This is a genomic window from Rhodospirillum rubrum ATCC 11170 (genome assembly GCF_000013085.1).
Lineage (GTDB): Bacteria > Pseudomonadota > Alphaproteobacteria > Rhodospirillales > Rhodospirillaceae > Rhodospirillum > Rhodospirillum rubrum.
Map to the genome: position 1 here is coordinate 571922 of NC_007643.1, position 23217 is coordinate 595138.

The 23217-nt window shown below is 64.0% G+C and carries 17 protein-coding genes, 1 pseudogene and 1 riboswitch; of the genes and pseudogenes, 11 read left to right on the forward strand and 7 right to left on the reverse strand.

Translation table 11 applies throughout. From position 1 onward, the window contains the following. The first annotated feature begins 48 nt into the window (after positions 1 to 48). The 5 genes from bchO (at position 49) to RRU_RS02580 (ending at position 6092) form a co-directional block, all read left to right on the forward strand. Positions 49 to 960 carry an alpha/beta fold hydrolase BchO gene (bchO, locus tag RRU_RS02560; protein WP_237703825.1) on the forward strand — a complete coding sequence of 304 codons (912 nt, stop codon included), beginning with the start codon at positions 49 to 51 and terminating at the stop codon, positions 958 to 960. Between the two features lie 20 nt (positions 961 to 980). Continuing rightward, positions 981 to 1213, forward strand: a riboswitch (cobalamin riboswitch). Positions 1214 to 1407: 194 nt separating this feature from the next. Next, positions 1408 to 3345, forward strand: coding sequence for a TonB-dependent receptor plug domain-containing protein (locus tag RRU_RS02565; protein ID WP_162470598.1), 1938 nt, complete (start codon positions 1408 to 1410; stop codon positions 3343 to 3345). Between the two features lie 11 nt (positions 3346 to 3356). Further along, on the forward strand, positions 3357 to 4301 hold the full coding sequence (locus tag RRU_RS02570; RefSeq protein ID WP_011388248.1) for an ABC transporter substrate-binding protein: 945 nt from the start codon (positions 3357 to 3359) through the stop codon (positions 4299 to 4301). Next, on the forward strand, positions 4291 to 5292 hold the full coding sequence (locus RRU_RS02575) for a FecCD family ABC transporter permease (protein WP_011388249.1): 1002 nt from the start codon (positions 4291 to 4293) through the stop codon (positions 5290 to 5292). Before RRU_RS02570 ends, RRU_RS02575 begins: the two co-directional genes overlap by 11 nt. Then, positions 5289 to 6092, forward strand: coding sequence for an ABC transporter ATP-binding protein (locus RRU_RS02580; RefSeq protein WP_011388250.1), 804 nt, complete (start codon positions 5289 to 5291; stop codon positions 6090 to 6092). The genes RRU_RS02575 and RRU_RS02580 overlap by 4 nt, the downstream gene beginning before the upstream one ends. Here the strand turns inward: RRU_RS02580 and RRU_RS02585 are convergent. Then, positions 6067 to 6747, reverse strand: a complete 681-nt coding sequence (locus RRU_RS02585) for an adenosylcobinamide amidohydrolase (protein WP_014625952.1) — start codon at positions 6745 to 6747, stop codon at positions 6067 to 6069. The two genes, RRU_RS02580 and RRU_RS02585, sit on opposite strands and share 26 nt — an antisense overlap. A 139-nt stretch (positions 6748 to 6886) precedes the next feature. Here RRU_RS02585 and RRU_RS02590 point away from each other — a divergent pair, with 139 nt between their 5' ends. The 4 genes from RRU_RS02590 to RRU_RS02605 all read left to right on the forward strand — a co-directional run bounded on the left by RRU_RS02590 (position 6887) and on the right by RRU_RS02605 (position 10302). Beyond that, complete coding sequence (locus RRU_RS02590) at positions 6887 to 8410, forward strand: phytoene desaturase (RefSeq protein WP_011388252.1); 1524 nt, start codon at positions 6887 to 6889, stop codon at positions 8408 to 8410. Continuing rightward, entirely contained in the window at positions 8391 to 9443 is a 1053-nt protein-coding gene (locus tag RRU_RS02595; protein WP_042440027.1) for a phytoene/squalene synthase family protein, read from the forward strand. Before RRU_RS02590 ends, RRU_RS02595 begins: the two co-directional genes overlap by 20 nt. 150 nt (positions 9444 to 9593) lie before the next feature. Beyond that, a complete protein-coding gene (locus RRU_RS02600) occupies positions 9594 to 9785 on the forward strand; it encodes a hypothetical protein (RefSeq protein ID WP_014625954.1) in 192 nt (63 codons plus the stop codon). A 127-nt stretch (positions 9786 to 9912) separates the two neighbouring features. Continuing rightward, positions 9913 to 10302 (forward strand): Crp/Fnr family transcriptional regulator, encoded by a 390-nt coding sequence (locus RRU_RS02605; RefSeq protein ID WP_011388255.1) that lies wholly within the window; start codon positions 9913 to 9915, stop codon positions 10300 to 10302. Positions 10303 to 10347: 45 nt separating this feature from the next. Here RRU_RS02605 and RRU_RS02610 read toward each other — a convergent pair whose 3' ends face one another. The 6 genes and pseudogenes from RRU_RS02610 to RRU_RS02635 form a co-directional block, all read right to left on the reverse strand. Beyond that, positions 10348 to 11409 carry an ABC transporter ATP-binding protein gene (locus tag RRU_RS02610; RefSeq protein WP_014625955.1) on the reverse strand — a complete coding sequence of 354 codons (1062 nt, stop codon included), beginning with the start codon at positions 11407 to 11409 and terminating at the stop codon, positions 10348 to 10350. A 100-nt stretch (positions 11410 to 11509) separates the two neighbouring features. Then, entirely contained in the window at positions 11510 to 12292 is a 783-nt protein-coding gene (locus RRU_RS02615) for an ABC transporter permease (protein WP_011388257.1), read from the reverse strand. Beyond that, positions 12289 to 13161 (reverse strand): ABC transporter permease, encoded by an 873-nt coding sequence (locus RRU_RS02620; protein ID WP_011388258.1) that lies wholly within the window; start codon positions 13159 to 13161, stop codon positions 12289 to 12291. Before RRU_RS02620 ends, RRU_RS02615 begins: the two co-directional genes overlap by 4 nt. Before the next feature lie 111 nt (positions 13162 to 13272). After that, positions 13273 to 14376, reverse strand: a complete 1104-nt coding sequence (locus RRU_RS02625; RefSeq protein ID WP_011388259.1) for an ABC transporter substrate-binding protein — start codon at positions 14374 to 14376, stop codon at positions 13273 to 13275. Between the two features lie 332 nt (positions 14377 to 14708). Beyond that, positions 14709 to 15360: pseudogene (locus RRU_RS02630) on the reverse strand (transposase). A 58-nt stretch (positions 15361 to 15418) separates the two neighbouring features. Then, positions 15419 to 19396 carry an AAA family ATPase gene (locus tag RRU_RS02635; RefSeq protein ID WP_011388260.1) on the reverse strand — a complete coding sequence of 1326 codons (3978 nt, stop codon included), beginning with the start codon at positions 19394 to 19396 and terminating at the stop codon, positions 15419 to 15421. A 613-nt stretch (positions 19397 to 20009) separates the two neighbouring features. On the opposite strand from RRU_RS02635, the gene RRU_RS02640 reads away from it, so the two are divergent. Continuing rightward, positions 20010 to 21647, forward strand: a complete 1638-nt coding sequence (locus RRU_RS02640) for a lysine--tRNA ligase (RefSeq protein ID WP_014625957.1) — start codon at positions 20010 to 20012, stop codon at positions 21645 to 21647. A gap of 294 nt (positions 21648 to 21941) precedes the next feature. Next, a complete protein-coding gene (locus RRU_RS02645; RefSeq protein ID WP_011388262.1) occupies positions 21942 to 23201 on the forward strand; it encodes a M23 family metallopeptidase in 1260 nt (419 codons plus the stop codon). Positions 23202 to 23217 lie beyond the last annotated feature (16 nt).

Below are 23217 nucleotides of genomic sequence, written 5' to 3' on the forward strand. Positions count from 1 at the left end.
TTGGGGGACATCTAGGGTGTGTGTGGCATGATGTGTGTGGGTGGCAAAATGATTTGGGAGCGCGAGGGCAAGACCTGGCCGCATCGGGACTGCAGCCGTTTCGTGACCGTCGGCGGCTTCCACTGGCATGTCCAGAGCATGGGACCCACCGCCGGCGGCAATGGGAAAGGCGGCGACGCGCCGCTTCTTTTGCTGGTCCATGGCACGGCGGCCACCACCCATTCCTGGCGCGATCTGATGGGGCCCTTGGCCCGATCCTTCCGGGTGGTCGCCATCGATCTGCCCGGCCACGGCTTCACCCGGGCGCCCTTCAGCTTTCGCCCGACCCTGCCCAGCATGGCCAAGGCGCTGAGCGCGCTGCTGGCCGCCGAGGGCCTGAGCCCCGATGGGGTGGTCGGCCATTCGGCCGGGGCGGCGATTCTGGCGCGGATGGTGCTGGATGGCAGCGTGACGCCGCGCATGCTGGTGTCGATCAACGGCGCCTTCATGCCCTTTCCCGGCATGGCCGGCACGCTGTTTCCCTATATGGCCCGCGTGTTGTTTTGCAATCCTTTGACCCCTTACATGATGTCGTGGGGGGCGGCCGATCAGCAGCGGGTCGAACGGCTCATCCGCGATACCGGCTCGCTGCTCGACAAGCCCGGCATGACCTATTACGGCCGCTTGATGCGTTCGCCCGCCCATGTCAGCAGCGCCTTGTCGATGATGGCCCATTGGGATCTGGCGCCGCTCAATCGCGACATGCGGCGGCTGACCATCCCCTTGCATCTGATCGTCGGCGAGGAGGACAAGGCGGTCTCGCCCGATGAAGCCAAGCGCTTGGCGACCCGCGTCGCCACCGCGACCTTGCACGTCGTGCCCGGCGGCGGCCATCTCGTCCACGAGGAGCAGCCCGATCTGGTGGTCGGGCTGATCGAACAGGCGGCCCGCGAGGTCGCTTTGCTTCCCCCGCTGTCTTGACAGATCCCACAGCCCGAAGTAGAGCGAAGGGGACTGCCGGTTCCAGGCCGGGCATAACGCCCCGGCTGGATTAAAACGGGAACACGGTGCGGCCCCTTGCGGGCCCAATCCGTGACTGCCCCCGCAACTGTGAGTGGTGAGCCCCTCTCCATTCGGCCACTAGGACCAGCGCTCGCGCGCGTCGTCCCGGGAAGGCGGAGATCAGGGTCAGGACCCACGAGTCAGGAGACCTGCCGGCTGGTCGTCACCTAACCCTGTGCGCGGGGCGCGCCATGGGGCGGTTTTTCTCCGCAATGGTGGCACATATCCGCTGGTCTGCCCGGATTCGGGACGGCCATGGTCATCGGCTGCGCGGCGTTCCCGGATCGGGAAGCCGCGTTGGGGGGACGTGTCATGGGTTATGGATCGCCTGATCGCGCGTGGCGCGCGGGGATGGGAGTGTTTGGGGTGGCCGTCGCCGCCGTGATGGCGGGGGTGGTCGGCGCCAGCGGGGCCGCCGCTTGGGCCGACGAGCCGGAAACCACCGAAGGGCTGATCGTTTCGGCCAGCCGGACCCCGGTGGCGGCGAAGGATCTCGGGCGCTCGGTCAGCGTCCTTACCGGCGAGGACTTGCGCGAACGCGGCGTGCGCTATGTGTCCGACGCCCTGCGCCAATTGCCCGGCGTCGCCGTCAGTCGGGCCGGCGGGCCCGGCGGCGTGACCCAGGTGCGCCTTCGCGGCGCCGAGGCCAACCATGTTCTGGTGCTGATCGATGGCGTGGCCGTATCGTCGCCGGCTTCGGGCGAATACGATTTCGCCGGTCTGGTGGCCAGCGATATCGAGCGCATCGAGGTGCTGCGCGGGCCGCAATCAGCACTTTGGGGCTCCAACGCCACCGCCGGCGTCATCAGCATCGTTACCCGGCGCGGCACGCGCAACCAGAGCGGCGGCGAGGTGAGCCTGGACGGCGGCAGCGATGGCACCTTCGGCGGATCGGTCGCCATGGGGGCGGGCACCGAGGATCTCGACGCCGCCCTGTCGCTGGCGGGCTTGCGGGCCGGCGGGCTGGATGTCTCGGCCGATCCCGGCGGCGATATCGACCGCGACCGCAACATCACCCTGAACGGCAAGATCAATTACGACGCCAGCGACTGGCTGCGCTTTGGCGCCACGGCGCGGATGGCCGACCGCCGCTCCGATTACGACGGCTTCGCCTTTGGCGCCCCCAAGCGCTCCGATCTGGTCTATGACGGGGATTATGCCACCGATCAGCGCGATGTCGCGGTATCGGGCCATGTCGATGTCGATAGCCTGGGCGGCAGGCTGAGCCATCAGGCGCGTTTTGACTATACGCGGGTCGATATCCAGACCCTGCTTGATGGGCTGTCCACCGCCAAATCCCTGGGGCAGCGCTTCAAGGGGACTTATCAGACGACGCTGGCGCTTGATGCGCCGACGCTAACCAGCGCCAATCACCGGCTGACGGCGGCGGTGGATTGGCAGCGCGAGACTTTCCGCAACACCGATGCCGATCTGGTTTCCGATCCCTCGCAGGTGGAAGGCCAGCAGCGCGATCTTTACGGGCTGGTCGCCGAATATCGCGGCACGCTGTTTCAAGATCTTGATCTGCAGGCAGCCCTCCGTCACGACATCAACGACAGCTTCGCCGATTCGACGACCTTTAGCACCAGCGCGTCCTATGAGGTGCGGCCAACCCAGTCGCGTCTGCACGCCTCGGTTGGCACCGGCGTGACCAATCCGACCTTTTATGAGCAATTCGGCTTCATCCCCAGCCAGTTCATCGGCAACGCCAACCTCGATCCCGAGAAGAACTTCGGCTGGGACGCCGGCATCGAGCAGCGCATCCTCGGCGATCAATTGACCCTGGACGCCACTTATTTCCATGAAACCCTGACCGATGAGATCGTCACCGTCTATAAGGCGCCCAGCTACCTGGGGACGGCGGTCAACGAGAATGGCGACAGCCGCCGCCAGGGGATCGAACTGACGCTAACGGCGCGGCCGACCGAGGCTTTGACCCTGACGGGCAATTACACCTGGACCGACGCCTATGATCCCGACGACAAGATCGAGGTCCGCCGTCCGCGCCACCGCGCCACTCTGGCCGCCGACTACCGCTTCCTTGACAACCGCGCCGGCGTGAACGCCGAGGTGGTCTATGCGGCGGGCAATTACGATTTCGATTACCGGGCGGCGAGCATGGGGAGCGCCCGGCTGCGGCTTGATGATTATGCCCTGCTCAATCTGGGGGGACGCTACAAGGTGACCGAGGCCGTCGAGGTCTATGGCCGGATCGAGAACGCCCTTGATACCCAATATGCCGATCTGGACGGCTACGCCACCCAGGGCGTGACCGGCTATTTCGGCCTGCGGGCCCGGTTCTAGGGGGCATCGGGGTGATCGGCCGTCCTCATCGGCTGCTGCGGCGGCTTCTGGGGGGGGCGGCGGTGATCGCCGCCCTTCTTGGTCCGCCGGCGGCGCTGGCGGCCGACCCTCCGCCGCGCCGGGTGGTGTCGATCAATCTGTGCACCGATCAACTGGCCCTGTTGTTGGCCGCCCCCGGTCAGGTGCGCTCGGTCTCGCCGCTGGCGGCGAAGCCCGAGCTGTCGATGCTGGCCGATCGAGCGCGCGCCATCCCGGCCAACCATGGCGCGGCCGAGGAGATCTTTCTGATGGCGCCCGATCTGGTGCTGGCCGGATCCTTTGGCGCCGGCAACGCGGTGACGATGCTGCGCGGCTTGGGGATGGCGGTCGAGGTCTTCCCGCCGGCCACCTCCTTTGACGATATCCGCAAGGACCTGCGCCGGATGGGCAAACTGCTTGGCCGGAGCGCCCGGGCCGAGGCGCTGATCGGCGCCTTCGATCGCCACCTTGCCGAGATCACCAAAGCCCTGTCGCCGGCGCGGCCGCGCGCCGCGGTGATTGAAGCCAATGGCTATACCTTTGGCAGTGGCACCTTGCTTGACGAGGCGGTGCGGGCGGCCGGCCTGGATAATCTGGCGACCCGCCTGGGCCACAGCGGCATGATCGCCCTGTCGCTTGAAGCCCTGGTGATGGCCGATCCGCAAATGGTGGTGACCGGGCGTCGCCTGCCCGGCGCGGAGCCGGAGGGCGGATCGACCCTGGCGCGCGCCGCCGGCAGCAGTCTGGCCGAAAGCGTGCTGATCCATCCCGCCCTTGCCGGTCTGGAACGCCGTGGCGCCGTGCGCGTGCCGCTCGAGTCACGGCTGGCGCTCTGCGGCACACCGATGGTGGTCGAGGCCGTCGCCCGGCTGGCCGCCGCCCGTCCGCCATCCCGCCTTGCCCTGGGTGCGGTGGCCGGAGCCGACGATGGGCGGTGATCGCGCCTTCGCAGCCCTTCTCGCCGGACTCGGCCTGCTGGTCGTGGCCTTGTTCGCCGTCGCCCTGCTGGTCGGGCCGGCGGGATTGGCGCCGCGCGCCGCCCTGGTCGCCCTGATCAGCGGCGACGCCAGCCCCGCCGCCCTGGTGATGCGCGAGATCCGTTTGCCGCGCGCCCTGCTCGCCCTGCTGGTGGGCGGGTCGCTTGGGCTGTCGGGGGCGGCGTTGCAGGGCTATTTGCGCAATCCTTTGGCCGAGCCCGGATTGCTTGGCGTCGGCGCCAGCGCCAGCCTGGGGGCGGTGGTGGCGATCTATAGCGGTCTGGCCGCCGGCTTCGCCCTGGCCCTGCCGCTTTGCGCCCTGGCCGGAGCCCTGATCGCCGTGGTTCTGGTCGGCGTCCTGGCCGGACGGGCCGCCCATCCCCTGACCCTGATCCTGGCCGGCATCGCCGTCTCCAGTTTGGCCACCGCCCTGACCTCGCTGGCGCTCAATCTGTCGACCAATCCCTTCGCGGCGATGGAGATCGTGTTCTGGATGTTGGGCTCGCTTGAAAACCGCTCGATGAGCCATGTGCTGCTGGCCGGGCCGTTCATCGCCTTGGGCTGGGTATTGCTCGCCCGCCTGGGGCCGGCGCTTGACGCCCTGACCCTGGGCGAGGAGGCGGCCGCCACCTTGGGAATCTCCCTGGGGCGGACGCGGGCCCTGGTCGTGCTCGGCACCGCTTCGGCGGTGGGGGCGGCGACGGCGGTGGCCGGCGCCGTCGGCTTCATCGGGCTGGTGGTTCCCCATCTGCTGCGGCCGCTGGTCGGCGGCCGGCCCTCGCGCCTGCTGGCGGCCAGCACCCTGGGCGGGGCGGCGATGCTGCTGGTGACGGATTTGGCGGTGCGGCTGATCGCCCCCGAGCGCGATCTCAAGCTTGGCGTCGTCACCGCCCTGGTCGGCGCGCCGTTTTTCCTGTGGCTGCTGGCGCGGATGCGCAAGGACGCGTTATGAGCCTGCTGCGCTGCGCCAGGGTCAGCGTGGTTCTGGGCGGGCGCCCGGTGGTGAGCGACGCGTCGTTCACCGTCGAACCGGGGGAATGCGTTGGTCTGATCGGTCCCAATGGCGCGGGCAAGACCAGCCTGATGCGCGCCATCGCCGGACGTTTGGGGCATGGCGGACGCATCGCCCTGGCCGAGCGCGACGCGGCCACCCTTTCGCCCCCGTCCCGGGCGCGCCAACTCGCCTATCTGCCCCAGGACCGCGAGATCGTCTGGCCGGTCAGCGTGGAAACCCTGGTCGCCCTGGGCCGTCTGCCCCATCGCGGTGGCGCGACGGGGGGACGGCTGAACGACGCCGCCGCCATCCAGGGCGCCCTGGCGCGGATGGATCTGACCGAGATGCGCAAGCGCCCGGTCGCCAGCCTGTCGGGCGGCGAGCGGGCGCGGGTTCTGCTGGCCCGGGTGCTGGCCCAGCAGGCGCCGCTGCTGCTGGCCGATGAACCGGCTGCCGGTCTGGATCCCGCCCATCAGATCGCCCTGATGGAAACCTTCGCCGCCCTGGCCGGAGAGGGGCGGGCGGTGCTGGTGTCGCTCCATGACCTGGGGCTGGCGGCGCGCTGGTGTACGCGCCTGCTGCTGCTTGATCGGGGGCGGCTGGTCGCCGATGGTCCGCCGGCCACGGTGGTGACCGCCCAAACCCTGGCCCGGGTCTATGGGGTGGAGGCCGATATCCGCAGCGACGCCGGCGGGCTGCTGGTCACGCCAACCGGGCGTGTGGCCAATCGCCTTACACCAGAATCCCGCCTTCGTTGATCCACAGGTCCATCGCCTCGCGGGTGGCGTCATAGACGGCGGCGCCGATCGCTTGGCCGACTCCGGTATGCAGGCCGGCATAGGGGCTGGCCGGGCCCTCCGGCGGGCAGGCGAGGATCAGGCAGTCGGTGCCGGTGCCGGTGACCGGGCGGCTTTGCCCGGCGCGGATCAGGCAGCCTTCGATGATCGCCGCCGTGCGCGCCTGGGTGGCGATCGACAGGGCTTCAAGCAGGGCGCCGTCGTCGAGTCGGGTGGAGACGTGGCACAGGATATTGACCGTACCCGGCGGGTGGGGGGCATCGGGCGGCCGGCCCAAGGCCGGGGGGGCGCCGATGCGTTCGGCATTGCCCAGCCCCAGGGTCATCAGCACCTGGGCGCTGGCCCCGCCCACGTCGCGCCGCGCCTGATGGTAACGGGTGATGGTGCGCGCCGTTAGCAGACCGACGGCGTCGCCCAGCCCGGCGGCTTCAAGGCGCGCGTCCAAAACGGCGCGGGGCTCGATACCACAGGGAAGATCGCCATTGTCGACCTGAACCCAGGCCACGGCCGAGGCATGGCACAGTCCCGGGCGGTTGATTGCCCAGCCGATCATGCGCTGGGGCCGCGCAAAACGGGCGACCAGCAGGGGCGGGCGGCAGTCGACGGTGAAGGTCATGAAAACGCCAAAACCAGAGCGGAAGAGGGGAGGGGCGGGGGGATGACGGAGAAGCGGTGGTCGCTTCCGCATTGCCGCCCTGTCAGTCGGCTGTTACAGTATCGACTGTAAACCTTTTCTGTCCAGGTAGTCCTTTCCCATGAAACTCCACCCAGCGCCTACCGTGCCGACACAAGACCGTCGGCCCCATGCGGTCGTGATCGGAAGCGGGTTCGGCGGGCTTGCCGCCGCGGTGCGTTTGGGAGCCCGGGGGTACAGGGTGACCGTTCTGGAAAAGCTGGGGGGACCGGGCGGTCGCGGCGGGGTGTTCAAGCAAGACGGCTTCACCTTCGATGCCGGTCCGACCATCGTCACCTTGCCCAGCCTGTTCGAAGAGCTGTGGACCCTGTGCGGACGCCAGATGTCCGACGATGTCGACCTGCGGCCGTTGACACCTTTTTATACGATTCGCTTCAACGACGGCGAGACCTTCCGCGCCCAATCCGATCCCGAGGCCATGCGCGCCGAGGTCGCCCGCTTGTCGCCCGGCGATGTCGAGGGCTACGAGCGCTTCATCGCCGAAAGCGAGGATATCTATAAGGTCGGCTTCGAGCAGATGGCCGACAAGCCGTTCTCGTCGATCACCGACATGCTGAAGGTGGTGCCCCAGATGCTCAAGCTGGGCGCCCTGCGCTCGGTCTGGGGCCATGTCGCCAAGCATGTCGCCGATCCGCGCCTGCGCATCGCGCTGAGTTTCCATCCGCTGTTCATCGGCGGTAACCCGCTGAGCGTGACCTCGATCTATTCGATGATCGCCTTTCTTGAACGGCGCTGGGGCGTGCATTTCGCCATGGGCGGCACCCATAGCTTGGTCAAAGGGCTGGTCGGGCTGATCGAAGGCCAGGGCAATCACCTGCGCTATAACGCCGGCGTCGCCGAGATCTTGGTGAAGAACGACCGGGCCTGCGGCGTGCGGCTGGAGACCGGCGAGGAGATCGCCGCCGATATCGTCGTCTCCAACGCCGATTCCGCCGCCACCTATAAAAACCTGCTGCCCGCCGCCCATCGCCGCTGGTGGAGCGACCGGCGGCTGGCGTGGTCGCGCTATTCGATGAGCCTGTTCATCTGGCATTTCGGCACCAAGGGCACCTATCCCGATGTCGCCCATCACACCATTCTGATGGGGCCGCGCTATCACACGCTGATCGCCGATATCTTCCAGGCCAAGACCCTGGCCAAGGATTTCAGCCTCTATCTCTATCGCCCCACCGCCACCGACCCGTCGATGGCGCCCGAAGGCTGCGATTCCTTTTACGTGCTGTCGCCCGTGCCCCATCTGGGTGGCGGTCAGGATTGGGCGCTTGAAGCAGAACCCTATCGCAAGGCGATCCTGGCCGAACTCGAACGCACCGTTCTGCCCGGCCTGGGGGCCAAGATCGTCACCTCGAAGGTGGTGACCCCCGTTGATTTCCGCGACGGACTGTCCAGCCTGAACGGCGCGGCCTTCGGTCTGGAACCGGCCTTTACCCAAAGCGCCTGGTTCCGCCCCCACAATAAAAGCGAAGAGATCGACCGGCTTTATCTGGTTGGGGCCGGAACCCATCCCGGAGCCGGCCTGCCCGGCGTCCTGTCTTCGGCAAAAATCCTCGATACGGTGGTGCCCGATGCCTCGGTCCTGGTCTAATTCGTTGCTGGCGGCGAGCGCCGACGACTATGAGTATTGTCGCAAGCTTATCCGCACCGGCTCGCGGACGTTTCACGCCGCCTCGCTGCTGTTGCCGGCGAAATTGCGCGATCCGGCCTATGCGCTTTACGCCTTTTGTCGGGTCTCCGACGACGCGGTGGACGCTCCCGATGCCCATCGCAACGCCATCGCCGTTCTGACCGACCGCCTGGACCGCGCCTATGCCGGCCGGCCCTTGCCGCTGCCTTGCGATCGCGCCTTCGCCGATACGGTGTCGCGGTTTTCGATTCCCCGCGCCCTGCCCGAAGCCCTGCTTGAAGGGATGGAATGGGATCTGGAAGGGCGGCAATGCCCAAGCCTGTCGGATCTGCAGGCCTATTCGGCCCGGGTGGCCGGCACGGTCGGCGCCATGATGACGGTGCTGATGGGCGTGCGCGAGCCGGCGGTTCTGGCCCGCGCCTGCGATCTGGGCGTGGCCATGCAGTTCACCAACATCGCCCGCGACGTCGGCGAGGACGCCCGCAACGGCCGGCTTTATCTGCCCCACGACTGGCTGCGCGAGGCCGGCATCGATCCGGCGATCTGGTTGGCCGATCCGCGTTTCACCCCGGAACTGGCCGGGGTAGTGCGTCGCCTGCTCGACGAGGCCGATCAGTTGTATCGGCGGGCGATCACCGGCATCAGCGGCCTGCCGGCAAGCTGTCGGCCGGCGATCCGCGCCGCGTGCGATCTGTATGCCGAGATCGGCCGCGAGGTTGAACGCGCCAAATTCGACTCGATCTCGCGCCGCGCCGTCGTCCCCCCGGTGCGCAAGGTCAGGGTGGTCGGCCGCTCGCTGGGTGGAACCTTGCTGGGGCGGACCCTTGATTACGCCCCGCCCTTGGACGAAACCCGGTTCCTGGTCGAAGCCTCGCTCCGCCAATGGGCCCCGGCCCGAAGCTCGCCGCTGGTTCCCTGGTGGCACTTCGGCGAACGCTGGACCTGGGTGATCGATCTTTTGATCGCCCTTGAAAGTCGTCATCAGCGTTTGTGAAGACTTTTGGCGCCCGCTTATTGTGAAATTTGGTCTAGAGCAAAATCTATCAGAGAGAGCCGTGATGGCGCGGGATGCGATCGTATCCCCGGACGTGGTGTAACGGGCGCCCAGGCTGACGTTCTCCCTTGCAACAAGAGGATCCAGAAAATGGATATCCTTATCATTATTGAACTCGTCTTGTTCTTTGGCGGCGTTATCGGTTTGTGTCTATGGCAGCTTTATACGCTGCATCGGCCTTCGACGAACGAAGCGCCGAGCGGTCCGCCGGCGTGGTGGCAGTTTCCCCGGCACTTGAATCGGGCGCTTGATTTGCTGATCATCGCCAAAAACCGCAAGTAGAAAGCCTGGGTCGAACCGTGTTGAAGGGGGCCCCTTTAACCCGGAGGCCTTATTTTAGAGCGGCGATGGCGCGGAAAACCGCTATCCTCTTTTCGCCTGCCGCTCCCGCAAGCCCGGAGGTCGAGTCTTGTCCCAATCCGAAGGGGTCCAGGTTCCCGGGCCCAATCGCGCCGAATTTCCCGAAGGCGCCGTGGTGTTTCGCGAAGGCGACGCCGCCGATGGCGTCTATCTGGTTGAATCGGGCCTTGTCGACATGATCGTCCGCCGCCCCGACGGTAGCGAAGCGGTGATCGGAACCGTCGGCGCCGGAGAGGTCTTTGGCGAAATGGCGCTGATCGATGGTCATCCGCGCATGGCGACGGCGCGGGTGGCGATGGAGGCGACCCTGGTGCGCGTCTCCAACGAGGCCTTCCGCGCCCAGTTGAAATCGGCCAGCCCGGTGATCGCCCGCGTCATGCGCCAGATGGCCCATCGCTTGCGCACCCTGGCCCAGGACATGGCCAACCGCGCCGAATAGGCGCCCAAAGCCAGAACGCGACGACGATGTGCTGGCCTCTCAGGTCTATGCCTCGTCGGCGAGCACTAGAACATCATCGGGACCGAACCACAGAGTCAGCGCCGTGCCGCGTTCGGGCGGCGGGCTGTTGGGGGCGTTGAAGGTCACATAGGTTAGGCTCTGGCGCCCCACCGCCACCTTGACCCGCACCAGGGCCCCTTGAAACCCGACATCGACCACCGTCGCCTCCAGCTTGTTGGTGCGCTCGGGCGTGGGCAGCGGGCCGATGGCCTCGGGGCGCAGGGCGAGGCTGACCGTCGCCCCCACCGCCGCGCCCGCCAGCCCGCGCGTCGTCGTGATGCCCTGGCCTTCGATGGTCAGGCGGTCGGGGGCGAGGGCAACGCCCTCGAGCAGGTTCAAGGTGCCGACGAACGACGCGACGAAGCGGGTTTTCGGGGCGTTGTAGATCTCGAAGGGGGCGCCGACCTGATCGGCCCGGCCGTTGTGCATGACCACCACCCGGTCCGACATCGACAGGGCCTCCTCCTGGTCATGGGTGACGAAAACCGTGGTGATCCCCAATTCGCGCTGAACCGCCCGGATCTCCTCGCGCAACGACACGCGGATCTTGGCGTCGAGCGCCGAAAGCGGCTCATCGAGCAGCAAGATCTTCGGGCGCACGGCCAGGGCCCGGGCCAGGGCGACGCGCTGCTGTTGACCGCCCGACAGCTGATAGGGATAGCGGTCCTTGAGCTGGGGCAGTTTGATCAGCTCCAGCATTTCATCGACCCGCCGGGCGGTCTGACTGGCGGGTTCGCGCGCCACTTTCAGACCGAAGGCGACGTTCTCGGCCACCGTCAGATTGGGAAACAGCGCATAGGCCTGGAAGACCATGCCGACCTTGCGCCGCGCCGGGGTCAGGGCGGTGACATCCTGTCCGTCGATTAGGATCCTGCCCGAGGACGGCGTTTCAAAGCCGCCGATCATCCGCAAGACCGTGGTCTTGCCGCAGCCCGAGGGGCCAAGGAACGAGACGAACTCGCCCCGCTCCACCGCCAAGGTGAAGTCGGAAACCACCCGGGCGGCGCCGAAGGCTTTGTGAAGGTCCTTGAGATCGAGATAGGCCATGCTGTTCGTCGAGGCTCCGCTAGAGCAAATCCCGAGCATTCTGCATCAGACTGCGACGACGATTTGCTTCAATCTCAGTATGGTAGGGCGGTCGGGGTTTTCAGGGGCTGGATTTTTTCGCCCGCGGCGGCCGGCCGACCCATTGCATCAGCCCCATCGCCGCCCAGGTCGCGGCGAAGGCGATCATCGCCAGGGCGGCGGGTTCATAGGCGCGATTGGCGCCGATAAGCTGCAAATAAGGGCCGAAGCCCGGGCGATTGAGAAGACTGGCCACGGTGAATTCGCCGATGACGATGGCGAAGGTGACGAAGGAACCGCTGAGGATCGCCGTGCGGATATTGGGCAAGATGACGCGCAGCAAGATGGTGAGCCGGCTCGCCCCCAGGCTTTCGGCCGCCTCGGTCAGGGTGCGGATGTCGATGCTGCGCAGCCCGGTGTCGATGGCCCGGTACATATAGGGCAGGGCCAGGGTGACATAGGCGAAGGCGAGCAGGATATCGGTGCCGCGATCGCTGGCGGTGAAGGGGATCAGCGACGAGCTGTTGTAGACGCGCAGATAGCCAAAGACGATGACGATCGCCGGAATGACCAGCGGCATCAGCGTGATGAACTCGACGATCGGCCGCAGGCGCGGCAGCTTGAGCTGAACCCAATAGGCCGTGGGCAGGCAAAGCCCGACGCCGACGCCGATGGCCGCCAGCCCGAGCAGGGTGGAATAGCCGAAGCTGGCGATGAACAGCGGATCGTCGAAAATAACCCGATAGGCATCGAAGGAATATTCCCCCCGGCGCATGCGCAGCGAAAACTCGATGGTCGAGACCAGCGGCAAGATGAAATACGAGGCGCCAAAGACGATGGCGAGCCAGGGCCAGATCTTTTTCATGAGCGGCGCAACCAGCGTTCGCCTCGCCCGCGCAGCCAGATATAGAGCACGTTCGACAGCCCGGTGATGAAGATCATGCCCAGGGCCAGGGCATAGCCCAGGTTCTTGTCGTGCAGAACATCGCCGCGAATCTGGGCGTACAGCAAGATGGTGACGATATTGAGCGAACTGCCGGTCAGCGCATAGGCGGTGGCGATGGCGCCGAAGGCGTTGGCGAACAGCAAAAGCGTCGCCCCCAAAACGCTCGGCCACAGGATCGGCAAGGCGATGCGCCGCCAGTATTCGATATCCCCCGCCCCCAGGGTCGCCGCCGCCTCGCGCCATTCGCGGCGCAGGCCTTCCAGGGCCGGGCTGATGATCAGCACCATCAGCGGGATCTGGAAATAGAGATAGGTCAACGTCAGCCCCCAGAAGCCCAGCAGATTGAAGCCGCTGGCATAAAGGTTGACGCCAAACCAGCTTTTGAGCAGGGCGGTGACTAGGCCGGTGCGGCCAAGGGTGGCGAGAAAGGCGAAGGCCAGGGGAATGCCGGCGAAGTTCGAGGCCACCCCGGAAAAGGTGAACAGGGTCGGGCGGATCCAGCCGGGAAGCCCGCCATTGACGGCGGCCTGGGCGATCAGTAGGCCGATCACCGCGCCGCCGATCGCCGAGGCGGCGCTGACCTTGATGCTGATCCAATAGGCGGCGACGATGGTCGGATTGGCGAGGTTGAACAGGTTGTCCAGCGTGAAGCCGCCCTCCTGGTTCTGGAAGGCGCCGATCACCAGAAAGGCGGTGGGCGCCAACAAGAACAGGGCGGCATAGGCGAAGAAGGGGACCACGCCCAGGAAGCGCAATCCCTGGCGGGCTTTGGTGGCGGGATCGGACATATCGGGCGGACCGCCGGAAAGGAACGACAAGGACCAACGGGGTCGGCCAGACCAACCGCAAGGCCACGGGGGCCGCGAAGGTCGTGTCTGGCCGACACCCGCAAGACGGGATTATTTCACGGAGGCGCCGACGACGCTGTCCCATTTTTCGGTGATCACCGCCTTCGAGGCGTTCTGATCGTCGAGGCTGGGGAAGATGGCCTTTTCATAGGCCGAGGCCGGGGGCAGCTTGGCCAGAAGATCGGCGGGGATCTTGTCGGCCTTGGCCAGGGCGTTGAAGCGGATGGGGTGGCAATAGCCCTTCAGCCAGCCCACTTGGCCTTCGTCGGAATAAAGGTATTCCATCCACAGCTTGGCGGCATTGGGGTGGGGGGCATAGGCGCTGATCGCCTGGACATAGACGCCGGCGACCACGCCGCTTTGCGGGATCACCACATCGACGGGCGGATTGCCCTTCAAGGTGTCGCGATCGGCCAGGGCGGTATAATCCCAGCGCAGGATGATCGGGGTCGAGCCCTGGGCCAGCGAGGCGGCCTTGCCGATCACCGGCACGAAATTGCCCGTCTTGTGCAGAGCGGCGAAGAACTTCAGCCCTTCCTCGGCGGTCTTGACCGCATCGCCGCCGCCGGCCTCGACGCCGGCGGCATAGACCGCCTGGATCGCCTGATTGGACGCCCGCGGATCGCCGGCCAGAGCCACGGAATTGGCATAGGCCGGATCAAGCAGGTCCTTCCAGTCGGTCGGACTCTTTTCGATCAGGTCCTTGTTCACCTGGAAGGCCAGCACGCCGTAGTAATCGCCATACCAGAAGCCTTCGCCATCCTTGGCGCTATCGGGAATGCTGTCCCAGGTCGCGACCTTATGGGGCTGGAGCAGGCCTTCGGCCTTGGCCGCCGGACCGAAGGACAGGCCGACGTCGATGACATCGGGGGCCTGGGCGCCCGTATTGCCCTTGTTGGCGCGGATGGCCTCGAGTTCGTCGCCCGATCCGGCGTCGGGATTGAGTTCATTGACCGTAAGGCCGTATTTGGCCTTGAAGCCGTCGATCAGCGCGCCATAGCCGCACCAGTCGCGGGGCAGGGCGATGACCGTCAGTTGGCCTTCCTTCTTGGCGGCGGCGACCAGGGCCTCAGGGGTCTGGGCCGAGGCGGCCTGCGTCGCCGCGGTCAGCGCAAGAACCGCGACCGTTGAACGCAGCACATATTTCAGAAACATGCGTGTTTCTCCCAAGTGTCACGAATATGTCGTCGAAGTCTGGAAGGAAGGCGTCGGTGGCATGGTAAGGATGGCGGGCGTAGTCCAAGCCTAAAAAGCGGTAAAGTCAATGTAGTTTTACCACTTTTGAGAAAGGTGCCGATCTCTCTCGGGTTTGGCCGTGAAATATGACAGTTTTGTTTCCAAGGGGCCGCGTCTTCTTGCCGACTCGCTCATCCGCTCTTTGAGCGCAAGGTATGACCGGCGATCCCTTGCCCCGAGACTGTGCGGAATTCTGTGCCCCGGCGTGACGGTTACGCCATCGGTAAGCGATCTTCGAACATGATGACGAACTAGCTTTTGACGGCGTGCCACTCGAGGACCGCTCGCTTCCACTCGGTGCTGGTCGCATTGAGCGCCAGATAGATCAACTTCGCGGCGGCGTCATCGCTGGGAAAATGCTCCCGCGCGCTGCTAGGGCAGCCCCTGTGGCCTCGGCGTCGACGGCGGTGTAGACCGGCCTTGAGGGCCGCAGCGACGGCCTTGCGGTCCTTGTCGCTGGCAAAACTCATGGAGAATGGCGCAGGAGGTGGAGCACGCAGGTCTGGATCTGGGTTTGAGGAAACGCCGCCTTGATGGCCTGGGGGAAGCCCATGAGCCCATCGACGACAGCGATCAAGATATCTTGGACGCCCCGGTTTCTCAGATCGTTCAACACCTTGGCCCAGAACTTCGCCCCTTCGTTGGCCTGAAACCACAGGCCCAGACCGTCGCGCGTCCCGTCGGGCAGGATGGCCGCCGCTGATACTTGCCGATCAACAAGGGATCGAATGGGCCGTTGCGATCCTGCGGGATGTCCAGAACCACCTTACCGCTGTCGGTTATCACGGTTTTTTGGCTGGCGCCGTCATCGGATGGGACTGCGCGCTCCTCGTCCAGAGCTTTCGTCAATGCCGAAAGAATGCCGTCTTTGCCGAACAAATCGCTCGGTGCGCGGCCTTTCATCCGTTTGTCCAAACAGGCCGAAAACACTCGACTAATTAATCAGGAAAAGGCCCGATTTTCAGAAAATTGTCCCATGCACCTTCCACATATCGTCGACAATGGAGACGCCGACGACCCCGCCGCCCGACCCCGGAAATTGCACAAATTCGCCCTCACCAGTCTGACCAACATTCTCCAAGTAGTAGACCGAGGAATTTCCCGGCATCTGTTTCCCGAGCCGTTTGAGATAGGCGAAGTGTTCCGACGCATGAACGTCCTGTCGCGTTACGACAGCCAAAATTCGTCCCGCCAACTGGGAGATCTCAGGCGCCCGTCCAAGCAGCACATGTCCTTTGTCCGGCGCTACCGGGAAGGCGCTATCGCCTGCAACGACCGCAGCAGCAATCACTTGGGAGAGGATGGCGGACGTCGTCGCCGGGATCGCTTCGTCCTGGGATTTTGCCGGTACCGTTTCGTCGAACAAGACACCGACGATCTTGTTCAGCGTCGCGCTGCTCCTCTGAACGAAGTGTGTCTGTGGCACTCGCGAATTGGTCGATGGCATGCTTTCCAAGGCAATCCTCGACGGATCTGCCTTGTCCATGCCGATTCGGCGCGCATAAGTCTTGCCAGGAGTTTGAACAACCGCGAAGTCACCGTTGCGGACATCAGCGGTCAGCGACACGATTAACGTCTGTCCGGGAAAAGCCACCAGGCCCAGCGTCGGCGCTCGAAGCGTGAAAAGCGAAACGTCACCCATTCCTGCAAGATCGAACTTGTCCTTTGCGTCCTCGATGCTTGTGAGCGGTGCCCCGCTCTCGTGAGCAGCAAGCCGTCCAATAACGGATAGAGGCGCGATCGAAAAAGGGACGATGCTCGGTCCGGTAGGAGCTTTCGTAGCCTCCGCCACTGCTTGATCTGGCGGCAAACGGCCCATGAACCTGGCATAGGCAAGCCAACAGGCGTCAATTGCGGCAAAGACATCCTCGTAGCCTTGGCGGACGACATCCGCATCGACTGGCGTGAGTTGATCCGCCTTGCCGTGATGAGCCTTATTGATCGCATCTCGAAATGGTGCACCAGCCTTCAGTTGAGGTAGATTAATAAGCTTTCGGAACGGCTCTTCATTGAAAGGCCGTTCGCCTCGGTTCCGCGCATTGGCGATCTTACTGAGGAGATCGTTCAGCGTCGGATCTTTCAGGGTCGCGGGATCTGACGCCAGGAGATCCCAGAGCTTGATCTCAATGCGGACACGGACGAGGTGAACGAATGCTCGTGCAAGCGTAACATCGTTCACGTCGGTCTTCTGCCAGTGCTCGCAGCGCAGCCGGGCTTCATCCGCAACGGGCGCAAGACTTACGGTGCATTTCGAAGTCGATATCGCAGAAAACTCCCACACCTCAGTACGTTTCTTCTGGCCGACTGTAGCATTCGCGGAGACAAATGCCTCAATGGCGGGGATAAAACCAAAATCATTGCTCAAGACAAGCGGGTTCATTTCCGCCGCAATGAGGTGCGGGATGGTCGCGGCCAGATTGGCGACATTGCCCGGATCGAGCAAATCCTGCGGATCATCCATCAAAACTGTCGAAATCCCTCCATATCTCGCCCAGACCTGCTGCCACAACGCGAGCACAAATGCCGATAGGTAAGCTCGAAGAGCTGAGGCGTTCATCACATGATGCGCCTCTACCAAATGCTTGCCCTGTGCCGCCAGGAACGTGAAGCCATCGCTCTTGGCGGGATCCAAGCCAGCGTAGGCTGGCGCCTGCAGAAACTGCGCCTTGTACATCCGTTGCGACCAAGCGGTCGCCTGTGAATCGAGACTGAGAATAAGTCCGGAGACCTGATCATGAACAAGGGCCGGAAAACGCTTGAACGGCTCAACCGCCTTCGCAGCTCGATCAAGCTTTTCGATCCGATCACAAGCTGACTTCCACTTCCCGCACGTCAGCTTGATCTGGTCAAGCTGACGGCGCACGCTGGCGAAAACAGTCGCCGCGTCAAGGTAAGCCTTGAGAACGCTTAGCTGTCCCACCACCGAACGCTGATTGGCTTGGATTCCTGTCTCTTGCACCTCTGAGAGGATGACGCCCCTGACAGCCGACTTTGCGAAATCCGCGTTCGCGGCGCGATACATGGCGAGGTTTATAGCGCGTCGGACCTTCTTGATGGCGTTTCGTAGGCCTTCGTTGTCGGGAATCTCTGGCGGTATCGCTGCATTCGGCAGCGGTGCTCGCTCAGGGGCTTTCGCCCAAGCAACACGACACAGTTCGGCAATGCTCGGAGCCATGCTGCGAAGGACAGAAGGGAAATCTGGTTGATCGAATATCTCTTTCGAGAGCCCAGTCATATAGATCGTCGAAAGATCATCCGGCACGTTGTCGGACACAAAAGGCTGCAAACCTGCAGGCAATTGTCCGCGGAGTGCGCGCATGGCGTCTCGCTCCCATTCGGATGCAGTCTTTATAAGCGCGGTATCCGCTTTCCGCGCCTGTTCTAAGGCGTCCGCTACGGACTGGTCGAGCAAGGCGTCCCTTGGAATCGCCCCGGGTTGGGTGAGATCACGATCGCAGACCGGACACGCGGAAAAAGCGTGCCCCGGATGCACTGTTTCATGCCATTTAGCCACGAGACCGTAGAGACGCAGCCGATCCGAGCGATCGGCGTCAGATAGACGCTCGACCAGTTTCTTCGCCTCACTCTCAACGCCTTCCAGCACGCTTGCAGCTGCGCTGAGATCCGCTTCCTGAAGCTCACCAAGCTTCGCGACCAGCTGAATTGATGGTAATCCCTTTAAGGCGGGACCGCTGAAACAGTTTTTAGCGGCTGTCAGTGCGTCACCAAACCGCTTGATCTCCGCATCTGATGTTAGCGGCGGCAATGTCCCCAGGATCAACGCTGCCTCTTCGGCCGCCTTGTCCTCAACAGCCTTCAGACGCTTTTCGGCTTCTTGGAGGCCGGTCGCCCAAGCCTCAGGATCGCTGTCGTTAGGGAGGACGACGCAATCGAGATTCGGCAAATCTTCGCCTTTCTTAAGAAGATCGTCGAGGGTCCGCTTCTGCGCTTCAGTCGCCGTCTCGCTGGTTTCTTTTTCCTGCTTTGCCAACTTTTGATACTTATCAGTTAGTCGATCGTGCAGACGCCCGCTACGCGTTCCGAAATGCGCCAAAGGCCGCAAACCGGTCAGCGTCGAGACAGCCTGTGATAGCGTGGTCTTGTCGTCGAAACGGGTCGCAGCGGCAATTCCAGGCATCAGGGTCCCGACCTGAAGCGCTAAGTCTGGCAAACCCAATTTCTCCAAACCTACCGCGACCGTCTTGAACGCTTTTTTCCCATCCCGCTGTAGGTGGCGCTCAACAGTGACTTCCCGCCCATCGATTAGCGATCGGAGAGAGAGCCGAACCCATGTATCGACCTTTGGTACGCCATCGACAGCCACCAGCTCTTGCTCTGTCGGAATTGGCACGATCGTCGGGATGTCGAAGCCGATCTTCTCCGCTTCGTCGTCGTCACTCGCGACTTGCACCGCAATGCATTCGTGCAACGGAGCCGGCAGCCCCTGCGAACGGTGCCCCAATCCCGTCAGGCACCAACAAACCGCACTCACGAGAGAGGTCTTGCCTGCCCCATTAAACCCTCGAAACAGGGTGGCAGGTGCCGAAAGCTCAAGCTCGAACGGCTTTGGATCTATGCCTCCTTCGGCACAGTGCCGATGCAGACCGCGGAAGCGGTGTGCATCGATCCTTACGAGTTTCCATTTCTGAAAAATTGGCGCTGCCTTGGCTGGCTCGACTACGACCTTAGGCACAATATCTAGCGCGGCAAGTACACGGTCCACTTCGCCGTCCTGAATCGAAGTGTCCTTGTCCGGATTCCAATACGCTTTGCGGTCTTTGTTGTAGAAGGCGAGGATGGCGCGGCTGTCGTTTAACGGTAGGGAAAATTCCTCTCCCCCAGCAATATGCAAGACCTTTCCCCCGATCAGATCTAGCACCACCTCATCGAGAGTCATGTCTGCAATATTATGCGCCATTTCCGCCCCCGAGGTTTTCATCAAATATTTCTAAATATCACACTATGAAGAGTACACTTTTTTGTTGTATTTTTCACCTCGAAATCGTCGCCGTCCTCAATATCACTCGAGCTGGCAGCATCGCAGCTCCATTGCCATTCGGACACCTCGACGCGGCCAATTGTGAGAGACGCAATGTCCGATATCTTCCGATGTGGCGGATCATAGAGGGCGTCGTCGAGCGATTGGACACATGGCTCTAGATCAACCCGACGAATTCCATTTTACAGCCTCCCTCGCGACAGTTGCGTGGGTCAGCGGACCGGCACGAGATCTGGCTTTGCAGAATCTAATCAAACATCGCATTTTCGAGTTGCCCAAGCTCATCAATGTGATGCCACCTCTGTTCGAGATCTATGTCGAAACGATCTCGAACGGTGTCGAACGGCTACGCAAACAGAGTGGGGATCGGGCTCCACGAGCGTATGCCGAGACTATGCGAAATTCTGTGCCCCGGCCGGTGAGCCGGGTTTGGGCCCGTGCCTGGACGGCGTGGGTGATGTCGATTCGCCGCGATCGCGCGCCGGTCCTTGACGCTTGGCCGGCCGAGCCCTAGCCTCTACAGCCCCTTTTCTCGAACTTGCGGACCGCCTTCATGCCGATGATGTCTCTTGTTCCGCCCGCCCAGGACCGCGCCCTGGCGCTGTCCTCCTCCGCCTGGCCGTTCCAGGAGGCGCGCGCGTTGCTGGAAAAACGGTTGAAGGGGACCTTGCCGGAAAAGGGCTATGTTCTGTTCGAAACCGGCTATGGCCCCTCGGGGCTGCCCCATATCGGCACCTTTGGCGAGGTTGTGCGCACCACCATGGTTCGCAACGCCTTTCGGGTGATCGCCCCCGAGATGCCGGCCCGGCTGTTCACTTTTTCCGACGATATGGACGGTCTGCGCAAGGTTCCCGACAACATCCCCAATAAGGAGGTCGTGCGCCCCCATCTCGGCAAGCCGCTGACCCGCATTCCCGATCCCTTCGGCACCCATCCCAGCTTCGGCCAGCACAACAACGCCCGGCTGCGCGCCTTCCTTGATTCTTTCGGCTTCGAGTATGAATTCCAATCGGCCACCGACTGGTATACCTCGGGCCGTTTCGATGGCGCCCTGCTGCGCGTGCTGGAATGCCACGACGCCATCCGCGACGTGGTGCTGCCGACGCTGGGCGAGGAACGCCGCGCCACCTATTCGCCCTTCCTGCCGATCTGCCCCGAGACCGGGGTGGTTCTTCAGGTTCCGGTGGTGTCGACCGACGTGAAGGCCGGAACGCTGGTTTACCGGCGCGAGGACGGCAAGGAGATCGAGACCAAGGTCACCGGCGGCGCCTGCAAGCTGCAATGGAAGGCCGATTGGGGCACGCGCTGGTATGCCCTGGGCGTCGATTACGAAATGTCGGGCAAGGATCTGATCGACAGCGTCAAGCTGTCGAGCCGCATCTGCCGTATTCTGGGTGGCGAGCCGCCGCAAAGCCTGACCTATGAATTGTTCCTGGATGGTCAGGGGCAGAAGATTTCCAAGTCCAAGGGCAACGGCCTGTCGGTCGAGGATTGGCTGCGCTACGCCAATCCCGAAAGTCTGGCCCTGTTCATGTACCAGAAGCCCCAGACCGCCAAGCGCCTGCACTTCGACGTGATCCCGCGCGCCGTCGACGAGTATCTGACCTTCGTCGAGAAATTCCCCGGGCAGGACGAGAAGACCCAGTTGTCCAGCCCGGCTTGGCATATCCACGGCGGCCGGCCGCCGGTGGAAAAGGCCCATCTGTCCTATTCGATCCTGCTCAATCTGGTCAGTGTCTGCAATTCGGACAATCCGGCGGTGCTCTGGCATTACATCAGCCGCTATGCGCCTGGCGCCACGCCCGAAAGCGCTCCGATGCTGGCGGTGCTGGTCGAACGCGCCATCACCTATTACCGGGATTTCGTGCTGCCCCAGAAGGCCTATCGCAAGGCGACGGCCGAAGAGATCACCGCGCTTGTCGATCTGCGGGCCGTACTCACCGCCCTGCCCAGGCCGGTCGAGGCCGAGGCGGCGCAGACCGCCGTTTACGAGGTGGGCAAGCGCCACGAGGGGCTGGGCGATCTCAAGGCCTGGTTCCAGGTTCTCTATCAGGTGCTGCTTGGTCAGGACCAGGGACCGCGCATGGGAAGTTTCATCGCACTTTTTGGCATCGAAGAAATGCTGGACCTCCTTGACAAGGCCATTTCGGGTTCCGATGTCATGGGGGAGCCAAAACTGAGCGTTTCGTAGCTGCTATCCTCCTCCTAAGTATCAGTGCAAAAAGGCCGGACGCCGAAATCCGGCCTTTTTCGCGTTTTCAGCCCGGTATCGGCGAGGCGAGGGCGGCTTTCATCCATCTGGCGAAGGAAAGACCGGAAAATCCTGTTCCCCTTGGATTTCATCCACGCGCTCTGGTCGAATATCCGTCTTGATGGGGGTGCATCCCGGTCGACAGGGGCCAAGCGGAAGGGTATGGTTGGCGGGTCAGTCCTGCCGTAGCGCCTTCCGCGTGTTTTCCCCCAGAATCCAACCACCGGGCCGCTCATGACCTCTTCGCCTCTGCTGGGCCTCGCCCTTGCCGCCGCCCTTGTTGTCCCGACGCTGGCTTCGGCCGCGGCCAAGGTGCCGCCGCTTCCGCCATCGACTCCCACGGCCAAGGGTGTCGGCGTCGAACCGGCGCCGCTCAAAAAGGGGCCGGTGGTCAAGACTCTGGCGGTCAAGGATGTGGCGACCCAGAAGGATTTCGTGGTCCGCCCCGGCGATAACTTTTGGGATCTGGTCACCCGGGCCGGGGTCGACAACAACGACCGCGCCGCCCTGGTCGATAGCTTCAATGCCCAAAAAGACCGCCCGCGCCTTGATCGCGACGATACCGTCAGCCTGACATGGTCAAAGGAGGCCAAGCCCCGGCTGCTGATGGCCAAGGTGATCTGCGCCGGCCAGAAACCGCTGACCCTGGTTCTGGATAAGACCGGCCGCTTCAAGGCCAGTCGCGCCGCCTCGTCGCCGGCCTTGGCGATGCCGACGCCCCAACCCGCCGCCCAGCCCGCCGCCCTAGCCGCCGCCCCGGTGGTGCCGCCCGCCGCCGGCAAGCCGGCCAGGATGATGGCGGCGACCGCCGCCCCGCCACCGCCGCCGCCCCGTCCGTCCCCGGTGGCCGCCGCCCCTTCGCTGGCCGACGCCACCCGTACCGCCGCCGTGATCGCCCCCCGTCCGGCGCCGCCCAAGGATACCCTCCATCGCTTCGTGTCGGCCAATTCGTCCTTCGGCCGCCTGAAGCTGACCCAGGTGGTGGCCCGGGGTGGCCTGCCGGCGCCGGCGCATAAGCCCGCCCCCGCCCTCGCCCCGGAACGCGCCACTCCGTCCTATACCGGCAATACCATGGCTTTGGCCGCGCCTTTGCCCGGGGCGCGCATCACCTCGACCTGGGGCTGGCGGATCCATCCGGTGCTCAACCGTCCGCAATTCCACAAAGGCGTCGATTTCGGCGCCCCCACCGGCACGCCGGTGCTGGCCGCGGCCGATGGCTGGGTGCTCTCCACCGGCTATCAGGGCAACTACGGCAAGCTGGTGACCGTTCAACATAACGCCCATGTCACCACCGCCTATGCCCATCTCGATGGCTATGCCAAGGATGCACGACCGGGCAGCCGGGTGAGAAAAGGCCAGATCATCGGCTATGTCGGGGAAACCGGTCTGGCGACCGGGCCGCACCTTTATTACGAGGTGTTCGTGGACGGCCGGCAGGTCGATCCGCGCCAGCCCACCATCGCCTTGCCCTTCCGCACCGCCCGCTCGGATTAGGCCGCCAGCCTTTCCC